We start from the raw sequence: 23,596 nt of genomic DNA, 5'->3' as shown, positions 1-23,596 counted from the left end.
TTTAAGGTGCGCCGAAAGCCGATCCTCCGGCGCGCAGGATCAGCCCGGCAGCTGGAGCGCTTTCTCCAGCGCCCCGCGCAGCAGCGCCCGGTCATGGCGATAGGGAACGTCGCTGGCCTCCAGCGGCGTCTGAATCACCAGCCTGTTGTCGATGCCGCTGATATCGGCTTTTGGGCCGGCGATAACCGCATCCACCACCCGCTTGCCCACATAGCGCTCCATAATCGCGATGCGCTCCGCCAGCGACAGTCTCGCGGCCGGGCTGTGCTCTTTGCCGAGGTTATCGATAAACACCATTGGCGCCGGAGTGCGACGCAGCGCCTGGGCCATCTCGTCAAGCAGCAGGATTGGCAGCAGGCTGGTATAGAAACTGCCCGGGCCGATAAGGATCAGATCGGCTTCGGCGATGGCCTCCACCGCCTCACGGGTGGCCGGTACCGGCGGGGTGAGCATCAGCTCCTGCGGCACGCTATCGAGCTGATCGATATTGACTTCACCGTAAACTTCATGGCCTTCATGATCGAGCGCCATCAAATCCACCGGTTGTTCCGACATCGGAATAAGAAAAGCGTCCACTTTGAGCAGGTTTCTGATCAAATTGATCGCTTCCAACGGCCGCACGCTGAGGTGATCCAGCGCCTTTAACATCAGATTTCCCAGGTTATGGCCGGAAAGCTCGCCATTGCCGCTAAAACGGTACTCAAACATCGCCGACGCCACGCTCGGCTCGGCGATTAACTGATTGATGCAGTTGCGCATATCGCCCCAGGCAATGCCGCCTTCCGAGCGGCGGATCCGCCCGGTGGATCCCCCGTTGTCGGTGGTGGTCACAATGCCAGTCAGCCGTGAGCCCAGCGAGGACAGGGAGGACATTACCCGACCCAGACCATGCCCGCCGCCGAGCGCCACCACCCGATCCAGGTCAGCGAATGTACGATTGCGCATAGAAATTCCTTATTTCACATAAACGGCCACACACTACCCGATCTACCCCTAAAAGACGATGGGAGGAGCCCGACAAACTGACCGATATCAAGGCAAAAAGATGATTTATGGCTATTCTGTAGCGAAAATGCACGAAGGCAGCGATATATACAAGAATATATAGCGAAATCGCAAATGGCGAAACCGCCTGGAACGCGCTACTATCGGCATAACCTGTTAACACTCTAGCCTCTTCGCCTGTGTCAAAAGATATGGCGGTTTGGCCGCGACGCCGCCGGTTGTCGCCAGGGCGTGGGAAGAAATGACCGCGTCTCCCGTATTTGGAAAGGTGTATATGGCCTCACAGCTTACCGATGCATTCGCGCGTAAGTTTTATTACCTGCGTCTGTCGATTACCGATGTGTGCAATTTCCGTTGCACCTACTGCCTGCCGGATGGCTACAAGCCCGGCGCCGTCAATAACAACGGCTTTCTTAGCGTAGACGAAGTGCGCCGGGTCACGCGCGCTTTCTCCGCGCTGGGCACTGAAAAAGTTCGTCTCACCGGTGGGGAACCCTCCCTGCGCCGTGACTTCACCGAGATCATCGCCGCCGTGCGTGAAAACCCGGCGATCCGTCAGATTGCCGTCACCACTAACGGTTATCGCCTGGCGCGCGATGTCGAACGCTGGCGCGATGCCGGGCTGACGGCGATCAACGTCAGCGTCGATAGCCTCGACGCCCGCCAGTTCCATGCCATCACCGGCCAGGATAAATTCCACCAGGTGATGGACGGGATTGACGCCGCCTTCGCCGCGGGCTTTGACAAGGTGAAGGTGAATACCGTACTGATGCGCGATGTTAATCATCACCAGCTTGATACCTTCCTCGCCTGGATCCAGCCGCGTCGTATTCAGCTGCGTTTTATTGAGCTGATGGAAACCGGCGAGGGCAGCGACCTGTTCCGCCGTCACCATCTCTCCGGCATGGTGTTGCGCGACGAGCTGCTGCGTCGCGGCTGGATCCACCAGATCCGCCAGCGCAGCGATGGTCCGGCGCAGGTCTTTTGTCATCCGGACTACGCCGGCGAGATCGGCCTCATCATGCCGTACGAAAAAGACTTCTGCACCACCTGCAACCGTCTGCGCGTCTCCTCCGTCGGCAAATTGCACCTGTGCCTGTTTGGCGAAGGCGGCGTCGACCTGCGCGACCTGATGGCCGATGATCGGCAGCAGGCCGCGCTGGAAGCGCGGATCGCCGAAGCCTTAACCCATAAAAAGCAGACCCATTTCCTGCATCAGGGCAACACCGGTATTACGCAGAACCTGTCCTATATTGGCGGATAATCGTTTTCGAAAGGAGCATTCAGATGAGCCAGGCTAGCGCTGAGTTTATTCCGACCCGTATTGCTATTCTTACCGTTTCCAGTCGTCGCGGCGAAGCGGACGACACTTCCGGCCACTGGCTGCGTGAGGCGGCGCAGGAGGCGGGGCACCATGTCGTCGATAAGGCGATAGTCAAAGAGAACCGCTACGCCATCCGCGCCCAGGTATCGGTGTGGATCGCCAGCGATGAGGTACAGGTGGTGCTGATCACCGGCGGGACCGGGTTCACCGAAGGGGACCAGGCGCCGGAAGCGCTGCTGCCGCTGTTTGACCGTGAGGTGGAAGGTTTTGGCGAAGTGTTCCGCATGCTGTCGTTCGAAGAGATCGGCACCTCGACGCTGCAGTCCCGGGCCGTGGCCGGCGTCGCTAACCACACGCTGATCTTCGCTATGCCGGGCTCGACGAAAGCCTGCCGCACGGCGTGGGACAACATCATTGCCCCGCAGCTGGATGCCCGCACCCGTCCTTGTAATTTTATTCCTCACCTGAAGAAATAATGTATGTCACAACTGACCCATATTAACGCCGCGGGCGAAGCCCATATGGTGGATGTCTCCGGCAAAGCGGAAACGGTACGCGAAGCGCGCGCCGAGGCTTATGTCGAGATGCAGGCGACAACCCTGGCGATGATTATCGACGGCAGCCATCATAAAGGCGACGTTTTCGCCACGGCGAGGATCGCCGGGATCCAGGCGGCCAAGCGCACCTGGGAGCTGATCCCGCTGTGCCATCCGCTGATGCTCAGCAAAGTGGAAGTCAATTTGCAGGCGCAGCCGGAACATAACCGGGTGCGCATCGAATCGCTCTGCCGCCTGACCGGCAAAACCGGCGTCGAGATGGAAGCCCTTACCGCCGCCTCGGTTGCCGCGCTGACCATTTACGATATGTGCAAGGCGGTGCAGAAGGATATGGTGATTGGCCCGGTGCGCCTGCTGGCGAAAAGCGGCGGCAAGTCCGGCGATTTTAAGGTGGACGAACGCCATGATTAAGGTTCTGTTTTTTGCCCAGGTGCGCGAGCTGGTGGGGACTGATTCGCTGACTCTCGACGCCAGCGAGCTGGCCACCGTTGAGGCTGTGCGTCAGCAGCTTGCCGCTCGCGGCGATCGCTGGGCGCTGGCCCTGGAGGAGGGCAAGCTGCTGGCGGCGGTTAACCAGACGCTGACCGCCTTTGACCATCCTGTCGCCAGCGGGGATGAAGTGGCGTTCTTCCCACCGGTCACCGGGGGCTGACATGACGCAAACTCGTATCGTCGTTAGCCCGGCGCGCTTTAGCGTTGGCGAGGAGTATCTCTGGCTGGCCGAACGCGACGAAGACGGCGCGGTGGTTACCTTCACCGGCAAAGTGCGTAATCACAACCTCGGCGACAGCGTGAAAGCGCTGACTCTCGAGCACTATCCGGGGATGACCGAGAAATCGCTGGCGGAGATTGTCGACCAGGCGCGCGAGCGCTGGCCGCTGGGCCGGGTGACCATTATCCATCGCATCGGCGAAATGTGGCCGGGGGAAGAGATTGTGTTTGTCGGCGTCACCAGCGCCCACCGCGGCAGCGCCTTCGCCGCCGGCGAGTTTATGATGGACTACCTGAAAACCCGCGCGCCGTTCTGGAAACGCGAGGCGACACCGGAGGGCGAGCGCTGGGTCGATGCCCGCGACAGCGATCGTCAGGCGGCAGAGCGCTGGTAGTGTGATACGCTTACAGAGTGAAACTTTGTTAATCAGGAGAGAGTCATGGACAGATATCCGCGTTCCGATTCAATAGTGCAGGGCCGCAGCGGCCTGCAGACTTATATGGCGCAGGTGTACGGCTGGATGACGGTCGGCCTGCTGCTGACGGCGTTTATCGCGTGGTTTGCGGCGAATACCCCGGCGGTGATGATGTTCGTCTTTTCGAGCAAAATCACCTTTTTCGGGCTGATCATCGCCCAGCTGGCGCTGGTGTTTGTGCTGTCGGGGATGGTGCACCGGCTGAGCCCAGGGATGGCGACCACCCTGTTTATGCTCTATTCGGCGCTCACCGGGTTGACGCTGTCGAGCATTTTTATCGCCTACACCTACTCCTCCATTGCCAGCACCTTTGTGGTCACCGGCGGGATGTTCGGGGCGATGAGTCTGTACGGCTACACCACCAAGCGCGATCTGAGCGGCTTCGGCAGCATGCTGTTTATGGGGCTGATTGGCATCGTGTTGGCGTCGCTGGTTAACCTGTGGCTGAAGAGCGAGGCGCTGATGTGGGCCGTGACCTACATCGGGGTGGTGCTGTTTGTCGGCCTGACCGCCTACGACACCCAGAAGCTGAAAAACATCGGCGAGCAGATTGATACCCGCGACAGTGCCAATCTGCGTAAATACTCGATCCTCGGCGCCTTAACGCTGTATCTGGATTTCATCAACCTGTTCCTGATGCTGCTGCGTATTATGGGCAACCGCCGCTAACCTGTTTATATCAAAAGGTTGCATCCCCTACCGCCCGGCAAGCGCAGCGCCGCCGGGCGAGACGTCAGGCACGGTACCCGTGGTATTGCCGGGTGGCGGCTGCGCCTTACCCGGCCTACAGGCTCCTCTCACAGGCTCAGACCCCGTTGGTCCGCGCAAGCGCAGCGCCGCCGGGCGAGACGTCAGGCACGGTACCCGTGGTATTGCCGGGTGGCGGCTGCGCCTTACCCGGCCTACAGGATCCTTTCACAGGCTCAGATCCCGTAGGCCCGCGCAAGCGCAGCGCCGCCGGGCGATTTCATTCGCGGGCCAGCTTGCGCTGGTTCTTTTGCCGCAACTTTTTCGCCCGACTCTCCAGCAGCAAATAGGCCACCGTCGCCAGCAGCAGCGGCAGGAAATAATAGAGCGCGCGCCAGGCGAGGAGAGCGGCGATGATCGCTCCCTTCGAAATCTCTTCCCCGGAGAGCATGGCGATGAACACCGCCTCCAGCACGCCAATCCCGGCCGGAATGTGGATAATCACCCCGGCGATACTGCTCACCAGCAGTACCCCCAATACAAGGAAATAGTTAATCTCGCTGCCCAACAGCAGCCAGATGATCGCCCCCATCGCCATCCAGTTCGCCGCCGAGACCCCCATCTGCAGCAGCGCGAATCGCCAGGAGGGCAGCACCAGCCGCTGACCTTTGATCGTCAGGTGACGGCGTTTGGCGAAGGCGCAGCCAAACAGATAGCACAGCGTGAGAAACAGCATCACTCCGCCGATAATGCGCAGAGTGGTCTGACTGATGTACCAGTGCGGCGGCAGCTTCACCAGATCCGCTGTAAATATCACCCCACCGAGCAGGATATAGCCCAGCCAGTTGGTGGTGATGCTTAATGAAAAAATACGGGTGATGGTGCCGCCGTTGAGCCCCAGCCGCGAGTACAACCGGTAGCGCATGCCGATGCCGCCGACCCAGGTGCTGAGGGTCAGGTTGAAGGCATAGCAGATAAACGACACCAGCATCACCTGGCGTTTCGCCAGCTTATGCCCACAATAGGCCCGGCCAAGCAGATCGTAGCAGCCGTAGATCAGATAGCTGACGATGACCAGCGCAATGGCGCTGAACAAGGCCAGCCGATCGTAGCCGCGGATCACCTTCCATACTTCCTGCCAGTCGACCTTCTGCGCGTAAATCACCAGCAGGACGATCACGGCGATAAAAAAGAGTACGGTCAGCACTCTTTTTGCCATCCGCCAGCGAGGGTGCGATTTGCTCATAGTGGATTATCCCTGGTAGGTGACTCGACGCGATCCTGAGTTTCAATCTCCGGCTGCACCGGCGGGCTGACCCTGGCCAGCCGCGGAGTATGGGCCGGCAGCCAGCCGACCCACGCCGGAAAGTGGCGCAGAAAGTGGAAGGCCATCACGCTCACCCCCAGCCGCCACCAGTTGCGTTTCGGCAGCATCGTTTTATCGATCCGCTGACAATCCCGGGCGATAAGCCCGTTAAGATTATCGCGCAGCGTCTGGTTAAACACCCGGTCGTGGATGATCAGATTGGCTTCCAGATTCAACGACAGGCTGAGCGGATCGAGGTTGCTCGACCCGACGGTGGCCCAGTGGTCGTCCGCGAGGGCGACTTTGCCATGCAGCGGACGGCGGCGATATTCGTAGATCTGCACGCCGCCTTTGACGAGGTAGTGGTAGAGCAGGTGGGCGCCGAACTTCACAATCGGAATATCCGGTTCGCCCTGGACGATCAGCTTCACCCGCACCCCGCGCCGCGCGGCATTGCGCATCGCATGCAACAGACGGTAGCCGGGGAAAAAATAGGCGTTCGCGATTATCACCTCCCGGCGGGCGCTGGTCAGCATCTTCAGGTAGTGGCGTTCGATATCGTCGCGGTGATCCTGGTTATCGCGCCAGACGAACAGCGCCTGCGCCTCGCCGGGGGTCTGGTTGATCTCCGGCTGATGGCGACGACGGCGCCACCAGCGGCGGGCGGTTTCGCTGTTGGGCAGATTCTCCAGTTCGAACTGCAGAATATCGAGCACCACCGGCCCTTCGACCTGCACCGTGTAATCCTGTTTGGCCTCCGGGCCATAGTCGCTCATATGTTCGGCGGAGTAGTTGATGCCGCCGACAAAGGCGGTGGTGTCGTCGATCACCACGATTTTACGGTGCATGCGACGGAACAGGTTGGTACGCATTCCCATCAGCTTAGGGCGCGGGTCGTAATAGCGGAAAATCACCCCCGCGGCGGTCAGTTCACCGACAAACTCATCGCTAAGATCCGGCGAGCCGTAGCCGTCAAGCAGCACTTCCACCTGGATGCCGCGGCGGGCTGCCTTCAGCAGAACCGCGTGCAGCCGCCAGCCGACCTCATCTTCAAACCAGATAAAGGATTCGAGGATCACCCGCCGGCTGGCGCGACCGATGGCCGCAAACAGCGCCGGGTAATACTGGTCGCCGTTCTCCAGTAGCGTAATGCGGTTGCCTTCCTGCCAACGACATTTCACAAATGAATCTCCACGCTAAGGGGTGCATGATCGGACAGATGCCGCCACTGTTTGAGGGCCAGCGCCTTCGGGCGGCTGGCGTGGGCGTTCTTGACGTAAATGCGATCGAGGCGCAGCAGCGGAAAACTGACCGGAAAGGTGCGCGCCGGCCGTCCGCGGGCGCGGGTAAAGATCTCTTCCAGCCCTGCCTGGACCTTTAACGGCTGGTTAGCCTGCTGACGCCAGTCGTTAAAATCTCCGGCCACCACCACCGGCTCGCCGGCGGGTAGGGTATTGACCCACTCCGCCAGCATCGCCAGCTGCGCCTGCCGCTGGTCGGCACGCAGTCCGAGATGGACGCAAATGACGTGAATCGTAACGCCGCTCTGCGGCGGTACGATGCGGCAGTACAGCAGGCCGCGTTTCTCCCCGTTGCCGACCGAGATATCGCGATTTTCATAGTATTCAATCGGAAAGCGCGACAGCACGGCATTCCCGTGGTGACCTTCCGGATAGACCGCGTTGCGCCCGTAGGCGTAGTCGCTCCACATGGTGTCGGCAAGAAATTCGTAATGGGTCTTATCTGGCCAGTTTTCGATATGCAGCGGGTGAACTTCGTGAGCGCCCATCACTTCCTGCAGGCAAACTATGTCAGCGCTGACGCTGCGAACGGCTTCGCGCAGCTCGGGCAAAATAAAACGCCGATTAAACGCCGTAAAGCCTTTATGGGTGTTAATTGTCAGCACGTTCAACGAAAATCCCGACGTTGGCTCAGCCATAATTCTCCAGTAAATGTCACTTTCCTGAATAAAATAGTGTAGTAGACGTCACAAAAAGATGCGGTGATACGGAATTTTCCGTAAAGTGCGGTACTCTGAGTAGCAGAGAAAAATCCTTCAGGAGAGAAGCCATGAAGTGGCAACAACGTGTACGCGTCGCAACAGGTCTTAGTTGCTGGCAGATTATGTTGCATCTACTGGTCGTGGCAGTGCTGGTGATGGGATGGATGAGCGGCGCGCTGGTGCGCGTCGGATTAGGGCTGTGCGTCCTCTACAGCGTCACGCTGCTGGCGATGCTGTTTCTGCAGCGTCACCATGAGGCGCGCTGGCGCGATGTGGGAGACTTCCTTGAGGAGCTCACCACCACCTGGTACTTCGGCGCCGCCATGATAGCGCTGTGGTTGCTGTCGCGCGTGCTGCACAACAACCTGCTGCTGGCCCTCGCCGGGCTGGTGATACTGGCAGGCCCGGCGGTGGTCTCGCTGCTGGCGAAAGATAAAAAATTACGCAATCTTTCTTCGGAACATCGCATACGCCGCTGAGCCGGTGGTGGCCGCTATGACCAGTAGCGGCCACAAACTTCCCCACACAATCTCCAGACTCGCATCCTTCAAATAAATTTGCTTGGTGATATCGGTAAAGTGGCGGATCGGGTTTATCCACGTCAGATCCTGCAGCCACTGCGGCATGTTTTCCACCGGTGAAACATAGCCGGAGAGAAGAATCGCCGGCATCATAAAGACGAACACGCCAATAAACGCCTGCTGTTGCGTTGAACATAGCGATGAGATCAATAAGCCAAATCCCACCAGCGACAGACCGTAAATCACCATGGTGAAATAGAACAGCAGCAGCGAGCCGGCAAACGGGATCTGATAGGCCCAGATACCAATCGCCAGCACGATAGTCGCCTGCAGGGTGGCGACGATCAGCGCCGGTACCGCTTTACCGACAAAGATTTGCCAGGTGGCGAGGGGCGAGACCAGCAGCTGATCGAGGGTGCCCTGCTCGCGCTCGCGGGCCACCGACAGCGAGGTGACGATCATCACTCCGATGGTGGTGATCATGGCGATGAGCGACGGCACCACGAACCATTTGTAGTCGAGATTCGGGTTATACCAGTTGCGCACCACCAGTTCGCTGTTGTTCGGCTTCGCTTTGTCCTCCAGCAGTTCCTGCTGATAATTTTTCACGACCTGTTGCAGATAGTTGGCGGCGATTTGCGCGCTGTTGGAGTTGCGCCCGTCGAGCAGGAGCTGCAGCGGGGCGGTTTGATAGTTGTCGAGGTTGCGAGAGAAATCCGCCGGGAAGCGCACCACCAGCAGGGCTTTTTGTTCATCGATGGTCGGCTGGATCGCCTGCGGGCTTTTCAGCAGCAGAACGTGGGTAAAGGCTTTGGCGCGGGCGAAGCGCTGAGTGAGTTCCACCGCGTGGCGACCGCTGTCTTCGTTGTAGATGGCGATGGTGGCGTTGGTCACCTCCAGCGTCGCGGCAAAGGGAAACAGCAGCACCTGAATCAGCACCGGCATGATTAAAATTGCCCGCGTCTGTGGTTCGCGCAGCAGCGACTGCAGCTCTTTGCGAATCAATGTCCATAAACGGTGAAACATAATAGCTCCTTTGGCCCATTCAACAACGCCGGGCGGCACTGCGTTTGCCCGGCCTGGGAGGATCGGCGAACCGTATAATCGATGTTGGTTAAACCGTAGGCCCGGTCAGCACAGCGCCACCGGGCAAAACCTAATCCAGACGCCGCTTGGTTTTCAACCATGTCAGACCGATAAACATCACCGCCGAAGCAATCAAAAACAGCACATTCACCAGCAGTACCACTGGAATATTGCCCGCCAGAAACAGGCTTTGCAGGGTGTTGACGAAATAGCGCGCCGGGATCACGTAGGTCACGGCGCGGATCACCGCCGGCATACTATCTATCTGGAAAATAAACCCGGACAGCATAATCGACGGTAAAAACGCGGCGTTCAGCGCCACCTGCGCGGCGTTAAACTGGTTGCGGGTAATGGTTGAGATAAGCAGCCCCATCCCCAGGGTGCTGAGCAAAAACAGACTGGTGATGACAAACAGGATCGGCAGCGAACCGCGATAGGGCACGCCGAGAATAAATACTGACACCAGCATACACAGCAGCATCGCCAGCATGCCGAGGAAGTAGTAGGGAATGAGCTTGCACAGCAGCAGTTCGGCGCGGGTGATCTCCGTCGACAGTAGCGCCTCCATGGTGCCGCGCTCCCATTCCCGCGCCACCACCAGCGAGGTCAGTATCGCGCCGACTACGGTCATGATAATGGTGATCGCCCCGGGGATAATAAAGTGCTGGCTGATAGCCGCCGGGTTAAACCAGTAGCGCATCTGCACGTCGATCAGCGGTTCAAAGGTCTCGCCGCGATCTTCCGCCCGCTGCTGCTGCCAGATCTGCCAGATCCCCTCCACGTAGCCCTGGGCGAAGTTAGCGGTATTGGGCTCGCTGCCGTCGGTGATGAGCTGGAGCGGCGCGCTGGCGCCGGGGCGGGCCATCTGGCGGTCGAAGTCCACCGGAATGACCACCATGGCGCGGATGCGACCGGCCTGCATCAGCTGAATTAACTGCTGGCGATTATCGCTGACGGTGGCGTCGATGTAGGGTGAGCCGGTCATGGTATGGACGAAATCCAGCGCCTCTTCGCTCTGCTGCTCCAGCAGAACCCCCACCCGCAGCTTGCTGGAGTCGAGGTTAATGCCGTAGCCGAAGATAAACAGCAGCAATAGCGGGATCACCACCGCAATCAGCCAGCTGCTGGGATCGCGGACGATCTGCCGGGTCTCTTTCACGCACAGGGCGCGGACCCGTCGCCAGGAGAGAAGGTTACTGCTCATGGCCATTCTCCTTATCCCAACGGTTAATCAGGGTAATAAACGCCTGCTCCATGGTCGGGTCCGTCTGGTTGTCATCCGCCGCCTGGGCCTTCAGCGCGTCCGGGGTGCCGCTGGCGATAAGCTTGCCGTGATAGACCAGCCCAATGCGGTCGCAATACTCCGCCTCATCCATAAAGTGAGTGGTGACCATCACCGTCACCCCTTTATCCACCATGCTGTTGATATGCAACCAGAATTCGCGACGAGTGAGGGGATCGACCCCGGAGGTGGGTTCGTCGAGAAACAGAATGTCTGGCTCATGCATCAGCGAGCAGGCCAACGCCAGCCGCTGCTTATAGCCGAGCGGCAGCTCGTCGGCGGCGTGGCGGGCAATGCTGTTCAGACCGAAGGCATCGCTCATGCGGGCGATTTTGTCATTTTGCGCCCGACCGCGCAGGCCGTAGACGCCGGAGAAAAAGCGCAGGTTCTGCTCGACGCTAAGGTTGCCGTACAGCGAAAATTTTTGCGCCATATAGCCCAGATGCTGACGCGCCTTGCCGGAGCTGACCTTAAGATCCATCCCCAGCACCAGCGCTTTGCCGGAGGTGGGCACCAGCAGGCCGCACATCATTTTGAAGGTGGTGGATTTACCGGCGCCGTTGGGGCCGAGCAGGCCGAAGATCTCGCCGCGCTTGACCTGGAAATCGACGTGGTCGGTGGCGGCGAAATCGCCAAATTTTTTCGTCAGCGACTGCGCCTCAATCACCGTTTCGTCTTTACTGCCGTCAACGCGATGGATAATCGCCCCCAGCGGCGATTCGGCGGTGCCGGCGCCGCCAAGCAGGTCGATAAAGGCGTCTTCAAAGCGCGGCGCGGTGTCGGCCACCTGCAGCGGCGGCATATCGTCATGTTCCTGAACCTCATCGATGCGGGCCTCCTTTTTCAGGATCAGACGCACCGATTTGCCCTGAATCACGCCGTCGCTAACCTGCGGCAGCTTCAGCGCCCGCTGCAGCAGGCGGCGGTTGTTCTCCTGCGGGCTGGAGACCAGAAAGCTGCGCCCGGCCATGGTTTGCGTCAGGGCCGTCGGCTCTCCTTGATAAAGCAATTTGCCTTCGTTCATCAGCAGCACATCGCGACACTGCTCGGCTTCATCGAGATAAGAGGTGCTCCACAGGATCAACATGCCGTCGCCGGCCAGCTCGTGCACCATCTGCCATAGCTCGCGGCGGGAGATCGGGTCGACGCCGACGCCGGGTTCATCCAGCAGCAGCACCTTCGGGTCACCCACAAGGGTACAGGCGAGCCCCAGTTTTTGCTTCATACCGCCGGAGAGCTTGCCCGCCAGCCGTTCGGTGAACGGGCCAAGGGCGGTAAAATCCAGCAGGCGGTCGAAAATTTTCTTCCGTGCCTCGCCGGTGACGCTGCGCAGGTCGGCGTACAGGGTCAGGTTTTCCATCACCGTCAGATCTTCATACAGGCCGAACTTCTGCGGCATATAGCCGAGCACCGCGTGCAGAGCGCTGTCGTCTTTTAGCGGATCAAAGCCGATCACCCTGGCGCTGCCCTCATCAGGCTTGAGCAACCCGGCGAGCATCCGCATCAGGGTGGTTTTCCCTGCGCCGTCGGGGCCTACCAGTCCGGTGACGTAGCCGGCGCGGATCGTACAGGTCAGCGGCGCCACCGCTGGCCTGTCCATCCCGGAGAAACGGCGGCTCAGGCCGTTTAAGGCGATGACGGCCTCACTCATGTCCGTTCCCGTGGTTAAAGGAGACGGTCACCGGCATCCCCTGGCGCAGGGCGCCGTCGGCATCGGTCACCACAATACGCAGACGATAAACGAGGTCGGTACGCAGATCCGGCGTTTCAACGGTCTTCGGCGTGAATTCAGCGCTTGGCGAGACAAAGCCGATTTTGCCGTGATAGGGCTTATCCGGCCGGCTGTCGGTATAGAGCAGCACCTCTTGTCCCGGCTGCGCCTGGCCGAGGTTTTTCTCATCAACGTAGGCCCGGACCCATACCGGATGGGTTAATGACAGCGTCAGCACCGTGCTGCCGGCGTTGAGCATGGTGCCGGGCTCGACGGCGCGGGTCATCAGCGTGCCGTCGGAAGGGGCGGTCAGCACCGTATCGTGCAGGTCCAGTTTGGCCTGCGCCAGCGCCGCCTGCGCCTGTTCGAGGCTGGCTTTGGCCTGGGCTATCTCCTGCGGACGGTTGCCGGCGCGGTATTGACGCAGTTTATCCTGCGCTGACTTCAGCGTTGCCTGCGCCTGGTCGCGCGAGGAGCGGGCGTTCTCCAGATCGTTGGCGGAAATGGCGCTGCTGGCGCGTAAACCCAGCTGGCGCTGATAAAAGTTTTGCGCGTAGTCGTAAGCGGCCTGCGCCTGGTTTACCGCCGCCGCGGCCTGGGCAATCTCTTCCGAGCGGTAGCCGGCCATCATCAGGTCATACTGCGCCTGGGCGGTGGAGACGTTGGCCTGCGCCTGCAGCAGGGCGTTTTCATAGGGAGCTCGGTCAAGCGCGCCGAGGGTTTGCCCGGCGCGGATGCTGTCGCCTTCGTCGACGGTCAGCGAGGCCAGCCTGCCGCCGACGCGGAAGCTCATATTGACGGTGCGGATATCGACATTGCCATACAGGGTCAGCGGCTGCTGCCGGCTGCTCTGGTACCACCACCAGCCGCCGCCCAGCGCGGCGAGAAGAATCACGATCAGCAGAATGACGACGACGGGTTTTTTCATCAGCCCAAACTCCTTTGCGATAACCCATGCAGGATGAAATCGATATGACAGGTAATGACCTCAAAAATCTGTTCGGTTTTTTGCGCGTCAAACTGCGTCCAGCCGGTGCGCAGCAGGATAGTTTCACGCCCGAGACGGAAAGCGAGCACCTCGCCCAGCAGGGCGTGGGTATGAAGGATCATTTGCGTATCACCGGCATCGCGGCCGGTCCAGGCGGCGATTAGCCGGGTGAGATAGTGGTGCAGGGGGGCGATCACCTGCTGGTGGATCAGATGGTACGCGGCGGTGGGCGCCAGCTGTTCCCGGGAAATAAATTTGCTCAAGTTGACCGTATCCTCCTGGGTCAGCAGCAGGATCATGTTATGGCAGGCGCTGAGGATAAGGGCGCGGATCGCCTGGCGATCCGGCGACTCTCCGGCGAGCAGAGCCTCCGCCGCTTCGGCGTGCGGGCGAAAATTGTCACCGATAAAATCGGCGATCCACTGGCCGCAGGCGAGATACAGGTCGTCTTTCGAGCCAAAATAGTAGGTGATAGCGGCGATATTCTGCCCGGCCTGGGCGGCGATGTCGCGGGTGGTGGCGTGCTGGCCATACTCGCCAAACTGGGCGATAGCGGCCGCGATAAGCTGACTTTTTGCCTGTTCGCCTTTACTGGTCATCGCGCTCTTAAAAATTAATCAATCGATTGATTAACTTTAGGCGTCGACTGGCGCTTTGTCCACCCGCCAGGGCTAAATATGAAAGCCGTCTTCCTCTAGCTCCCCGGCGACCCAGGCGAAGAAGCGCTGCACTTTTTCCTTCTGTTCATTAGCGTGGGGAAGGACGAAGTGGTGCGCGCCGACCGGCATGCTCCGTTCGTCGGCAAACACCGGCGTCAGCTGTCCCTGGCGCACATGGCCGCCGGCCAGCAGATTGCTTTCCAGGATCACCCCCATCCCCATCCGGGCCGCCTCGATGCTCATGTACGACCGGTCGAAATTAAAAATAAAGTTTTTGTGCCAGCCGCGGACCTTGTGCCACGACAGCCAGTTGCTCCAGTTAATTAAGGTGCTGTCGGAATGGATCAGATCGCAGGCCAGCAGATCTTCCGGGGCGTGAACCGCATGGCGGGTTAAATAAGAGGCGGCGCTGTAGGGCAGGACGCACTCATTTTTAATGGTTCTGACCAGCAGCGTCGGCCACTGCGACAGCCCGTGGCGAATATCGATATCAATATTATCCCGGGAAAACTGAATGCTTTCGTAAGAGCAGGTGAGGCTGATTTTTAGCTCCGGCCACGCCTGACGGAATTTATCCAGCCGCGGCATTAGCCACAGCAGGCCGAAGCTCGGCGCCGAGTGAATGCGTAAATAATCCTGATGAATATCGTTGATCACCTGGCTGGTGGCCTGGCCAATCATATTCAGCGCTCCGGAGACCTCTTTAAGATATTTTTCTCCCACCGTGGTTAACATCACGCCTTTGCTGCTGCGGGAAAACAGTTTTTTTCCCAGCAAGTGCTCAAGACTGGCTATCTGATGGCTGACCGCCGAGGCGGTAATGTTGAGATTCTCTGCCGCCAGGTTGAGGCTGCCGGTCGCGGCGACTTCAATAAAAGCCTGGATATTGCGTAAAGAGGGCATCGGCAGATTTTTATTGGGCAGTGGTTGACTCATGGCGGCATCCTGCGCGGGGCGCGAATAAAAGAAAATGGCGAACAGCGTGGCGCAGCCGTGATGAACAGCCCAGGGAAAAGCGAAAAAACCATTTTAATTTGTGATGGGCTTAACAATTTATCTCGTTAAAAGCACGCCTCTCAGTAAACGCTAAAAATTTGCGGGGAGTCACTAACTCAATTTTTCTCAATCATAATTGAGCTTTTTTGAATACCGTTTCATTTTTGGGTTGTTATATTCCCCTCACAGGCCTGATCACAAACTGCGATGCGCTTGGATCGCAATAATAAAACACCTAACCACCTGTTTCGCTGTGCAAAAAGACATGTCTCTCTTGTTGCGCCGGGGCGCGTGAAACGCGGCGACCCAGACGGCAACCTACGGCGAAGTGGATGAGGTATAAGATGAGGAAACCCTATGTCACGTATAGATACGCTGGTCTGTACTGACGCCAGGAAAACAAAATATCGTTTTGTGGTTTTGACGATGATTTTCCTGGTGTATGCCATCAATTACGCCGACAGAACGAATATCGGCGCGGTACTGCCGTTTATCATTGATGAATTTCATATCAATAATTTTGAGGCCGGGGCGATTGCCAGTATGTTTTTCCTCGGCTATGCGGTCAGCCAGATCCCGGCCGGCTTTTTCATCGCCAGACGCGGCACCCGGGGGCTGGTTTCACTATCCATTTTCGGCTTTTCCGCTTTTACCTGGCTGATGGGCACGGTGAGCTCCGTGTTTGGCCTGAAGCTGGTGCGGCTGGGCTTGGGGCTGAGCGAAGGTCCCTGCCCGGTGGGGCTGGCGTCGACGATAAATAACTGGTTTCCGCCGAAAGAGAAAGCCACAGCAACCGGCGTTTACATCGCGGCGACCATGTTTGCGCCGATTATCGTGCCGCCGCTGGCGGTGTGGATTGCGGTGACCTGGGGCTGGCGGTGGGTCTTTTTCTCCTTTGCCATTCCCGGGATCGTGGCGGCGATAGCGTGGTACCTGTTGGTCAAGTCAAAACCCGCGGAGAGCGGATTTGTATCTCAAAGCGAACTGGCAGAGATCAACGCCGGGCGCGACAGCCATCATAACGACGGTGTACGCGAAAATATATTAATCGCTGATCGCTTCACCTGGCTGGATAAAATTATTCGGGTGAAAAAAATGGCGCCTGTGGATACGGCGAAGGGCTTATTTACCTCAAAAAATATTCTCGGAGACTGCCTGGCCTATTTTATGATGGTCAGCGTGTTATATGGGTTATTAACCTGGATTCCGCTGTATTTAGTGAAAGAGCGCGGTTTCGATGTGATGAGTATGGGCTTCGTAGCCAGTATGCCGTGCATTGGCGGCTTTATTGGCGCGATTGGCGGCGGATGGATTTCGGATAAATTATTAGGCCGCCGGCGCAAACCCACCATGATATTCACAGCGGTATCAACCGTCGTCATGATGTTAATTATGCTAAATATACCGGCAAGCACCCTGGCGGTCTGTATTGGTTTATTCTTTGTCGGTTTCTGTTTGAATATCGGCTGGCCGGCTTTTACCGCCTACGGTATGGCGGTTTCGGATACGAAAACTTATCCCATTGCCTCTTCTATTATAAATAGCGGCGGTAACCTCGGCGGATTTGTAGCGCCGATGGTGGCTGGTTTCTTACTGGATAAGACGGGGAGCTTTAATTCTGTATTTACCTATTTTGGTATCTGCGCCGCATTGGGGTTGGTGGTGATTCTTTTCCTCGATGAGCCACAATAACGAAAATAGATCCTGTTAATTAATATGACGTAATGTCATGGAGTGAAACTATGTTATTAAAAGATAAAGTCGCCATTATTACTGGCGCGGCCTCCGCACGCGGTTTGGGTTTTGCGACTGCGAAATTATTCGCCGAAAACGGCGCGAAAGTGGTCATTATCGACCTCAATGGCGAAGCCAGTAAAACCGCCGCGGCGGCCCTGGGCGAAGGCCATCTCGGCCTGGCGGCGAACGTCGCCGACGAAGTGCAGGTGCAGGCGGCCATCGAACAAATTTTGGCGAAATACGGCCGGGTCGATGTGCTGGTCAATAACGCCGGGATCACCCAGCCGCTGAAGCGGATGGACATCAAACGCGCCAACTATGACGCGGTGCTCGATGTCAGCCTGCGCGGCACGCTGCTGATGTCGCAGGCGGTGATCCCCACGATGCGGGCGCAAAAATCCGGCAGCATCGTCTGCATCTCGTCCGTTTCCGCCCAGCGCGGCGGCGGTATCTTCGGCGGTCCGCACTACAGCGCGGCAAAAGCCGGCGTGCTCGGCCTGGCGCGAGCGATGGCGCGCGAACTTGGCCCGGATAACGTTCGCGTTAACTGCATTACCCCAGGGCTGATTCAGACCGACATCACCGCCGGCAAGCTGACGGACGAGATGACGGCCAATATTCTTGCCGGCATTCCGATGAACCGCCTCGGCGACGCGGTGGACATCGCCCGCGCCGCGCTGTTCCTCGGCAGCGACCTCTCTTCCTACTCCACCGGTATCACCCTGGATGTTAACGGCGGCATGTTAATTCACTAAGCGAGGCACAGAGATGAAGATCACCGAATCACAAAAAGTCGCTGCGGCGGCGTGGCGTATCCGCCGCTACGCCCTGCAAATGGGGGAAGTGCAGGGGCAGGGCTATATTGGCCAGGCGCTGGGGTATGCCGATGTACTGGCTACCGCCTTCAGCCACGCCATGACCTATCGCCCGGAAGATCCTGAGTGGGAGGGGCGCGATCGCTTCCTGCTTTCTCATGGCCATTACGCTATCGCTTATTATGCCGCGCTGCTGGAGGCGGGCATTATTCCGGAAGCGGAACTGGAAACCTACGGCTCCGACGACAGCCGCCTGCCGATGTCCGGCATGGCGACCTACACGCCGGGGATGGAGATGTCCGGCGGCTCGCTGGGGCAGGGGCTGTCTATCGCCGTCGGCATGGCGCTCGGGCTGCGGCAGAAACAGAGCACAGCCTGGGTCTACAACTCGATGTCCGATGGGGAGCTGGACGAAGGTTCGACCTGGGAAGCGGCGATGTCGGCGGCTCACTATGGCCTGACCAATCTGATTAACCTTGTCGACGTCAACAAACAGCAGGCCGACGGCGATTCACGCAAGATCCTCGGCTTTGAGCCGCTGCAGGATAAATGGGCCGCCTTCGGCTGGTACGTACAGCGCGTAGACGGTAACGATCTGCCGGCGGTGATGGCCGCCTTTGACAACGCGAAAAGTTATTCCGGCAACCAGCCGCGGGTCATTTTATGCGACACGCTGATGGGCAAAGGGGTGCCGTTCCTCGAAACCCGCGATAAGAACCATTTTATTCGCGTCGATGCCGACGAATGGCAAAAAGCGATTGCGGTGCTGGACGCTAACAAACCGGAAGGAGTGCTGTAATGAGCCAGAGTAAACCCCGTTTAAAAACGTCGGCGATGATTGCTTCGATTGCCGATGAAGGCCAGGCGACCGTCTCTGCGCCCTTTGGCGTCGCGCTGTCGAAACTGGCGGCGCAGCGCCCTGAAATCGTCGGTATGACCGCGGACCTGTCAAAATATACTGACCTGCATATTTTCGCCCAGGCCTTCCCGGATCGTTTTTTCCAGATGGGAATGGCGGAGCAGCTGCTGATGGCGGCGGCGGGAGGCATGGCGAAGGAGGGATTTATTCCCTTCGCCACCACCTATGCCGCCTTTGCGACCCGTCGCGCCTATGATTTTATTCATCAGGTGATCGCTGAAGAACATCTGAACGTCAAGATCTGCGCGGCGCTGCCGGGCCTGACGACCGGCTATGGCCCCAGCCATCAGGCCACCGAAGATCTGGCGATCATGCGCGGTATCCCCGGCATGGTCATCGTCGATCCCTGCGATGCGCTGGAGATTGAGCAGGCGGTACCGGCCATTGCCGATCACCAGGGGCCGGTGTATATGCGTCTGCTGCGCGGGAAGGTGCCGCTGGTGCTGGATAAATACGACTATCAGTTCGAACTGGGCAAAGCGAAGCTGCTGGAGGACGGCAACGACGTGCTGATTATCTCCTCCGGGCTGATGACCATGCGCGCCCTGGAGGCGGTTGAAAAGCTGCGGGCCGATAATATCAGCGTGGCGGTCCTGCACGTGCCGACCATCAAACCGCTGGATGAAAAAGCGATTATTGAACAGGCGTCGAAGCCGGGTCGGCTGGTGGTCACCGCCGAAAACCACACCGCTGTCGGCGGGTTAGGGGAGGCTGTGGCCGCCCTGCTGATGCGCAAGGGGATTCGCTGCGAGATGGATACCGTTGGTCTGCCTGACGCGTTTCTGTTGGCCGGCGCGCTGCCGACCCTCCACGATCGCTACGGCATCTCCACCGCGAAGATCGTCGAAAAGATTAAGTATCGTCTGCGTTAACCGCGCTGCGGCGACGCGCCTGGCCGCTGAGCGCTCTCAGCGGCCTTCTTCCTCCCGCCAGCCAGGCGCGGCATTCTTTTACAGATTTTATGCGGCCTGTCACAAAATCTGCTAGACTGCGCCCCTTCATGGCATTGTGGTTTTTGCCATCTCTTATCGCAATAATCTCCCTGAAAACTACGCCCTTCACCGGGCCGGGGCGGTTCGGAGTTGTTATGTCTTTTGATTCCCTTGGCCTGAATCCCGATATCCTGCGCGCTGTCGCTGAGCAGGGCTACGTTGAGCCGACCCCTATCCAGCAGCAGGCGATCCCGGCGGTACTGCAGGGCCGCGACCTGATGGCCAGCGCCCAGACCGGCACCGGTAAAACGGCGGGCTTTACTCTGCCGCTGCTGCAGCGCCTGATCCAGAACGAGCCGCACGCGAAGGGCCGTCGTCCGGTGCGCGCGCTGATCCTGACCCCGACCCGCGAGCTGGCGGCGCAGGTGGGCGAGAACGTGCGGGATTACAGCAAATATCTGAATATTCGCTCGCTGGTGGTGTTCGGCGGCGTGAGTATCAACCCGCAGATGATGAAGCTGCGCGGCGGCGTCGATATCCTCGTCGCCACCCCGGGCCGTCTGCTGGACCTCGAACATCAGAACGCCGTCAGCCTCGATAAAGTGGAAATCCTCGTACTGGATGAGGCGGACCGCATGCTGGATATGGGCTTTATCCATGACATCCGCCGCGTACTGGCTAAACTGCCGCCGCGTCGGCAGAACCTGCTGTTCTCGGCGACCTTCTCCGACGAGATCAAAGGCCTGGCGGAGAAACTGCTGCACAACCCGCTGGAAGTGGAAGTGGCGCGTCGCAACACCGCCTCCGAGCAGATCACCCAGCACGTCCATTTTGTTGATAAGAACCGCAAGCGCGAACTGCTGTCGCAGCTTATCGGCGAAGGCAACTGGCAGCAGGTGCTGGTCTTTACCCGCACCAAGCATGGCGCCAACCACCTCGCGGAGCAGCTCAACAAAGACGGCATCCGCAGCGCGGCGATCCATGGCAACAAGAGTCAGGGGGCGCGTACCCGCGCGCTGGCCGACTTTAAATCCGGCGGCATTCGCGTGCTGGTGGCGACCGATATCGCCGCCCGCGGACTGGATATCGAAGAGCTGCCGCACGTGGTGAACTACGAGCTGCCGAACGTGCCGGAAGATTATGTCCACCGTATTGGGCGTACCGGTCGCGCGGCGGCCACCGGCGAAGCTTTGTCGCTGGTGTGCGTCGATGAGCACAAGCTGCTGCGCGATATCGAGCGCCTGCTGAAAAAAGAGATTCCGCGCATCGCGATTGCCGGCTATGAGCCGGACCCGTCGATTAAAGCCGAACCTATCCAGAACGGTCGCCAGCAGCGCGGCGGCGGTCGTGGTCAGGGTCAGGGACGCGGCGGCCAGGGGCAGGGGCGCAGCGGACAGCCGCGCAGCCAGAGCAGCGCCCCGCGTCGTCAGGACGGCGAGGCGCCGAAAGCGCGCACTCAGGACGGCAAACCGCCGCGCCGCCGTCGCCCGCGTAAACCGGCTGGCGAATAACAGGCTGATGCCCGGGCCGCGATAACGCGGTTAAGCACGGCTCAGGCCCGTCTGTCCGCTACGCGGCGGCGGGCCTTTTTCTTTCCATTACACTATTTGTCGAGCACGCTTCCACACACAGCAGAAAGCAATACCTCCGGACGGGTAAAAATGGCACAATAGTGGCTGTTTATACAGTATTCAGGTTTTCTCATGGCTTTGACCGCTGCGCTGAAAGCGCAAATCGCCGCCTGGTATAAGGCGCTTCAGGAACAGATCCCGGACTTTATTCCCCGCCCCCCGCAGCGGCAGATGATCGCTGATGTGGCGAAAACCCTCGCCGGGGATGAGGGCAGGCATCTGGCTATCGAAGCGCCGACCGGCGTCGGTAAAACGCTGTCATACCTTATCCCTGGCATTGCCATCGCCCGTGAGGAACAAAAAACGCTGGTGGTCAGCACCGCCAACGTCGCCCTGCAGGATCAAATCTACAGTAAAGACCTGCCGCTGCTGCGCAAGATTATCCCCGACCTGCGCTTCACCGCCGCCTTTGGTCGCGGACGCTACGTCTGCCCGCGCAACCTGGCGGCGCTGGCCAGCACCGAGCCGACGCAGCAGGATCTGCTGGCTTTCCTCGACGACGATCTCACCCCGAACAACCAGGCGGAGCAGAAACTGTGCGCGACGCTGAAGCAGGACCTTGACAGCTATCGCTGGGACGGCCTGCGCGACCATACCGACAAAGCCATCGACGATGGACTATGGAGCCGGCTGAGCACCGATAAGGCCAGCTGCCTGAACCGCAACTGCCACTATTATCGCGAGTGTCCGTTCTTTGTGGCGCGGCGGGAAATTCAGGAGGCGGAAGTGGTGGTAGCCAACCATGCGCTGGTGATGGCGGCGATGGAGAGCGAGGCGGTGCTGCCGGAGCCGAAAAACCTGCTGCTGGTCCTTGATGAAGGCCATCATCTGCCGGACGTCGCCCGCGACGCGTTGGAGATGAGCGCCGAGATCACCGCCCCCTGGTTTCGCCTGCAGCTGGATCTGTTCTGCAAGCTGGTGGCTACCTGCATGGAGCAGTTCCGCCCGAAAACCACGCCGCCGCTGGCCAATCCGGAGCGGCTCGCCGGCCATTGCGAAGAGCTGTTCGAGCTGATTGCGTCGTTGAATAATATTCTCAATCTCTACATGCCCGCCGGTCAGGAAGCGGAGCATCGCTTCCCGATGGGCGAACTGCCGCAGGAGGTGATGGAGATCTGCCAGCGGCTGGCGAAGCTCACCGAGACGCTGCGCGGGCTGGCGGAGCTGTTTCTTAACGATCTCAGCGAAAAGACCGGCGGCCATGACGTGGTGCGTCTGCATCGGGTGCTGCTGCAGATGAACCGCGCCCTCGGCATGTTTGAAAGCCAAAGCAAGCTGTGGCGTCTGGCGTCGCTGGCGCAGTCCTCTGGCGCGCCGGTGACCAAATGGGCGACGCGGGTAGTGCGAGACGGCCAGATCCACGTCTGGTTCCACTGCGTCGGCATCCGCGTCAGCGATCAGCTTGAGCGGCTGCTGTGGCGCAGCGTGCCGCATATCGTGGTGACGTCAGCGACGCTGCGCTCTCTTAACAGCTTCTCGCGCCTGCAGGAGATGAGCGGCCTGAAGGAAAAAGCGGGTGACCGCTTCGTGGCGCTGGATTCGCCGTTCAACCACGTGGAGCAGGGGAAAATTATTATTCCTCAAATGCGCTATGAACCGTTGATAGATAACGAAGAGCAGCACATTGCCGAGATGGCGGCCTATTTTCGCCAGCAGGTGGAGAGCAAGAAGCATCTCGGGATGCTGGTGCTGTTTGCCAGTGGGCGAGCGATGAATCGCTTCCTGGAGCATGTGACCGACCTGCGTCTGATGCTGCTGGTGCAGGGCGACCAGCCGCGCTACCGGCTGGTGGAGCTGCATCGCAAACGGGTGGAAAGCGGCGAGCGCAGCGTGCTGGTGGGCCTGCAGTCCTTTGCCGAAGGTCTCGATTTAAAGGGCGATCTGTTAAGCCAGGTACATATCCATAAAATCGCCTTTCCGCCCATCGACAGCCCGGTAGTGATCACCGAAGGCGAATGGCTGAAAAGCCTCAATCGTTATCCCTTCGAGGTACAGAGTTTGCCCAGCGCCTCCTTTAATCTTATTCAGCAGGTGGGGCGTTTGATCCGTAGCCATCACTGCTGGGGAGAGGTGGTGATTTACGATAAGCGTCTGTTGACCAAAAACTACGGCGCGCGTCTACTGAACGCGTTACCTGTTTTTCCCATAGAGCAGCCGGGCGTTCCGGAGGTTATAGTAAAACGGAAAGCAAAACAGCCAGTAAAACAGACAGGCCGCAAACGTCGCTGACGACGGCGCGTTGCACCAGGGG

General features: G+C 59.1%; 24 protein-coding genes and 1 riboswitch. Of the genes, 14 read left to right on the top strand and 10 right to left on the bottom strand.

The annotated features are described in order from the left end of the window. Positions 1–39 precede the first annotated feature (39 nt). The gene (gene yvcK / locus ACQUTI_RS10195) at positions 40–945 is read right to left on the bottom strand and encodes a uridine diphosphate-N-acetylglucosamine-binding protein YvcK (RefSeq protein WP_004886135.1); all 906 of its coding nucleotides are present in this window, start codon (positions 943–945) and stop codon (positions 40–42) included. Between the two features lie 208 nt (positions 946–1,153). Further along, positions 1,154–1,292, top strand: a riboswitch (molybdenum cofactor riboswitch). Here yvcK and moaA point away from each other — a divergent pair. The 6 genes from moaA to ACQUTI_RS10165 all read left to right on the top strand — a co-directional run bounded on the left by moaA (position 1,280) and on the right by ACQUTI_RS10165 (position 4,742). Next, positions 1,280–2,269 (top strand): GTP 3',8-cyclase MoaA, encoded by a 990-nt coding sequence (gene moaA / locus ACQUTI_RS10190; RefSeq protein ID WP_004886137.1) that lies wholly within the window; start codon positions 1,280–1,282, stop codon positions 2,267–2,269. Its footprint overlaps the riboswitch before it by 13 nt. Positions 2,270–2,292: 23 nt before the next feature. Further along, a complete protein-coding gene (moaB, locus tag ACQUTI_RS10185) occupies positions 2,293–2,805 on the top strand; it encodes a molybdenum cofactor biosynthesis protein B (RefSeq protein WP_004886139.1) in 513 nt (170 codons plus the stop codon). A 3-nt stretch (positions 2,806–2,808) separates the two neighbouring features. Further along, the gene (gene moaC / locus ACQUTI_RS10180; protein ID WP_004886142.1) at positions 2,809–3,297 is read left to right on the top strand and encodes a cyclic pyranopterin monophosphate synthase MoaC; all 489 of its coding nucleotides are present in this window, start codon (positions 2,809–2,811) and stop codon (positions 3,295–3,297) included. Next, positions 3,290–3,538 (top strand): molybdopterin synthase sulfur carrier subunit, encoded by a 249-nt coding sequence (gene moaD, locus ACQUTI_RS10175; protein ID WP_004886145.1) that lies wholly within the window; start codon positions 3,290–3,292, stop codon positions 3,536–3,538. The genes moaC and moaD overlap by 8 nt, the downstream gene beginning before the upstream one ends. Position 3,539: 1 nt before the next feature. Further along, positions 3,540–3,992, top strand: a complete 453-nt coding sequence (gene moaE / locus ACQUTI_RS10170) for a molybdopterin synthase catalytic subunit MoaE (protein WP_004886150.1) — start codon at positions 3,540–3,542, stop codon at positions 3,990–3,992. Positions 3,993–4,037: 45 nt separating this feature from the next. Then, positions 4,038–4,742: a Bax inhibitor-1/YccA family protein gene (locus tag ACQUTI_RS10165; protein WP_004886153.1), complete on the top strand. Its 705-nt coding sequence runs from the start codon at positions 4,038–4,040 to the stop codon at positions 4,740–4,742. Positions 4,743–5,040: 298 nt separating this feature from the next. On the opposite strand, the gene ACQUTI_RS10160 is transcribed toward ACQUTI_RS10165, so the two are convergent. Genes ACQUTI_RS10160 through ACQUTI_RS10150 form a run of 3 tightly spaced genes read right to left on the bottom strand, consistent with a single transcriptional unit; the run spans position 5,041 to position 8,005 of the window. Continuing rightward, complete coding sequence (locus ACQUTI_RS10160; protein ID WP_017900169.1) at positions 5,041–6,006, bottom strand: lysylphosphatidylglycerol synthase domain-containing protein; 966 nt, start codon at positions 6,004–6,006, stop codon at positions 5,041–5,043. After that, the gene (gene clsB, locus ACQUTI_RS10155; RefSeq protein ID WP_004886156.1) at positions 6,003–7,247 is read right to left on the bottom strand and encodes a cardiolipin synthase ClsB; all 1,245 of its coding nucleotides are present in this window, start codon (positions 7,245–7,247) and stop codon (positions 6,003–6,005) included. The genes ACQUTI_RS10160 and clsB overlap by 4 nt, the downstream gene beginning before the upstream one ends. Then, positions 7,244–8,005 (bottom strand): endonuclease/exonuclease/phosphatase family protein, encoded by a 762-nt coding sequence (locus ACQUTI_RS10150; protein WP_017900168.1) that lies wholly within the window; start codon positions 8,003–8,005, stop codon positions 7,244–7,246. Before ACQUTI_RS10150 ends, clsB begins: the two co-directional genes overlap by 4 nt. 131 nt (positions 8,006–8,136) lie before the next feature. Between ACQUTI_RS10150 and ACQUTI_RS10145 the strand changes: the two genes are divergently transcribed. Further along, entirely contained in the window at positions 8,137–8,547 is a 411-nt protein-coding gene (locus tag ACQUTI_RS10145) for a YbhQ family protein (protein ID WP_012542390.1), read from the top strand. Here ACQUTI_RS10145 and ACQUTI_RS10140 read toward each other — a convergent pair. From ACQUTI_RS10140 to ACQUTI_RS10115, 6 genes are all read right to left on the bottom strand, one after another. Next, complete coding sequence (locus ACQUTI_RS10140) at positions 8,509–9,615, bottom strand: ABC transporter permease (RefSeq protein ID WP_004886162.1); 1,107 nt, start codon at positions 9,613–9,615, stop codon at positions 8,509–8,511. The genes ACQUTI_RS10145 and ACQUTI_RS10140 overlap by 39 nt on opposite strands. A gap of 130 nt (positions 9,616–9,745) precedes the next feature. Next, on the bottom strand, positions 9,746–10,879 hold the full coding sequence (locus tag ACQUTI_RS10135; RefSeq protein ID WP_004886164.1) for an ABC transporter permease: 1,134 nt from the start codon (positions 10,877–10,879) through the stop codon (positions 9,746–9,748). Further along, positions 10,869–12,608 carry an ATP-binding cassette domain-containing protein gene (locus tag ACQUTI_RS10130; RefSeq protein WP_004886165.1) on the bottom strand — a complete coding sequence of 580 codons (1,740 nt, stop codon included), beginning with the start codon at positions 12,606–12,608 and terminating at the stop codon, positions 10,869–10,871. Before ACQUTI_RS10130 ends, ACQUTI_RS10135 begins: the two co-directional genes overlap by 11 nt. Next, complete coding sequence (gene hlyD / locus ACQUTI_RS10125) at positions 12,601–13,596, bottom strand: secretion protein HlyD (protein WP_017900166.1); 996 nt, start codon at positions 13,594–13,596, stop codon at positions 12,601–12,603. Before hlyD ends, ACQUTI_RS10130 begins: the two co-directional genes overlap by 8 nt. Further along, positions 13,596–14,270: a transcriptional regulator CecR gene (gene cecR, locus ACQUTI_RS10120; protein ID WP_085956527.1), complete on the bottom strand. Its 675-nt coding sequence runs from the start codon at positions 14,268–14,270 to the stop codon at positions 13,596–13,598. Before cecR ends, hlyD begins: the two co-directional genes overlap by 1 nt. Positions 14,271–14,327: 57 nt before the next feature. Beyond that, entirely contained in the window at positions 14,328–15,251 is a 924-nt protein-coding gene (locus tag ACQUTI_RS10115; RefSeq protein ID WP_032455748.1) for a LysR substrate-binding domain-containing protein, read from the bottom strand. On the opposite strand from ACQUTI_RS10115, the gene ACQUTI_RS10110 reads away from it, so the two are divergent. The 7 genes from ACQUTI_RS10110 to dinG all read left to right on the top strand — a co-directional run bounded on the left by ACQUTI_RS10110 (position 15,243) and on the right by dinG (position 23,574). Then, positions 15,243–15,380, top strand: coding sequence for a hypothetical protein (locus tag ACQUTI_RS10110; RefSeq protein WP_032431308.1), 138 nt, complete (start codon positions 15,243–15,245; stop codon positions 15,378–15,380). The two genes, ACQUTI_RS10115 and ACQUTI_RS10110, sit on opposite strands and share 9 nt — an antisense overlap. 288 nt (positions 15,381–15,668) lie before the next feature. Continuing rightward, entirely contained in the window at positions 15,669–17,003 is a 1,335-nt protein-coding gene (locus ACQUTI_RS10105; protein ID WP_004886173.1) for an MFS transporter, read from the top strand. Between the two features lie 50 nt (positions 17,004–17,053). Then, the gene (locus ACQUTI_RS10100; RefSeq protein ID WP_428923257.1) at positions 17,054–17,803 is read left to right on the top strand and encodes an SDR family NAD(P)-dependent oxidoreductase; all 750 of its coding nucleotides are present in this window, start codon (positions 17,054–17,056) and stop codon (positions 17,801–17,803) included. A 13-nt stretch (positions 17,804–17,816) separates the two neighbouring features. Beyond that, positions 17,817–18,662: a transketolase gene (locus ACQUTI_RS10095; protein ID WP_017900161.1), complete on the top strand. Its 846-nt coding sequence runs from the start codon at positions 17,817–17,819 to the stop codon at positions 18,660–18,662. Next, complete coding sequence (locus tag ACQUTI_RS10090) at positions 18,662–19,654, top strand: transketolase family protein (RefSeq protein ID WP_122542922.1); 993 nt, start codon at positions 18,662–18,664, stop codon at positions 19,652–19,654. Before ACQUTI_RS10095 ends, ACQUTI_RS10090 begins: the two co-directional genes overlap by 1 nt. Positions 19,655–19,869: 215 nt before the next feature. Beyond that, a complete protein-coding gene (rhlE, locus tag ACQUTI_RS10085) occupies positions 19,870–21,225 on the top strand; it encodes an ATP-dependent RNA helicase RhlE (protein WP_004886179.1) in 1,356 nt (451 codons plus the stop codon). A gap of 192 nt (positions 21,226–21,417) precedes the next feature. Next, complete coding sequence (gene dinG, locus ACQUTI_RS10080) at positions 21,418–23,574, top strand: ATP-dependent DNA helicase DinG (protein WP_428923256.1); 2,157 nt, start codon at positions 21,418–21,420, stop codon at positions 23,572–23,574. The last annotated feature ends 22 nt before the right edge of the window (positions 23,575–23,596 follow it).

Origin of the sequence: Klebsiella sp. 7-CIP_Kleb., from assembly GCF_050378655.1 — a bacterium.
GTDB lineage: Bacteria > Pseudomonadota > Gammaproteobacteria > Enterobacterales > Enterobacteriaceae > Klebsiella > Klebsiella quasipneumoniae.
This window is presented reverse-complemented; position numbering and strand designations above follow the sequence as displayed.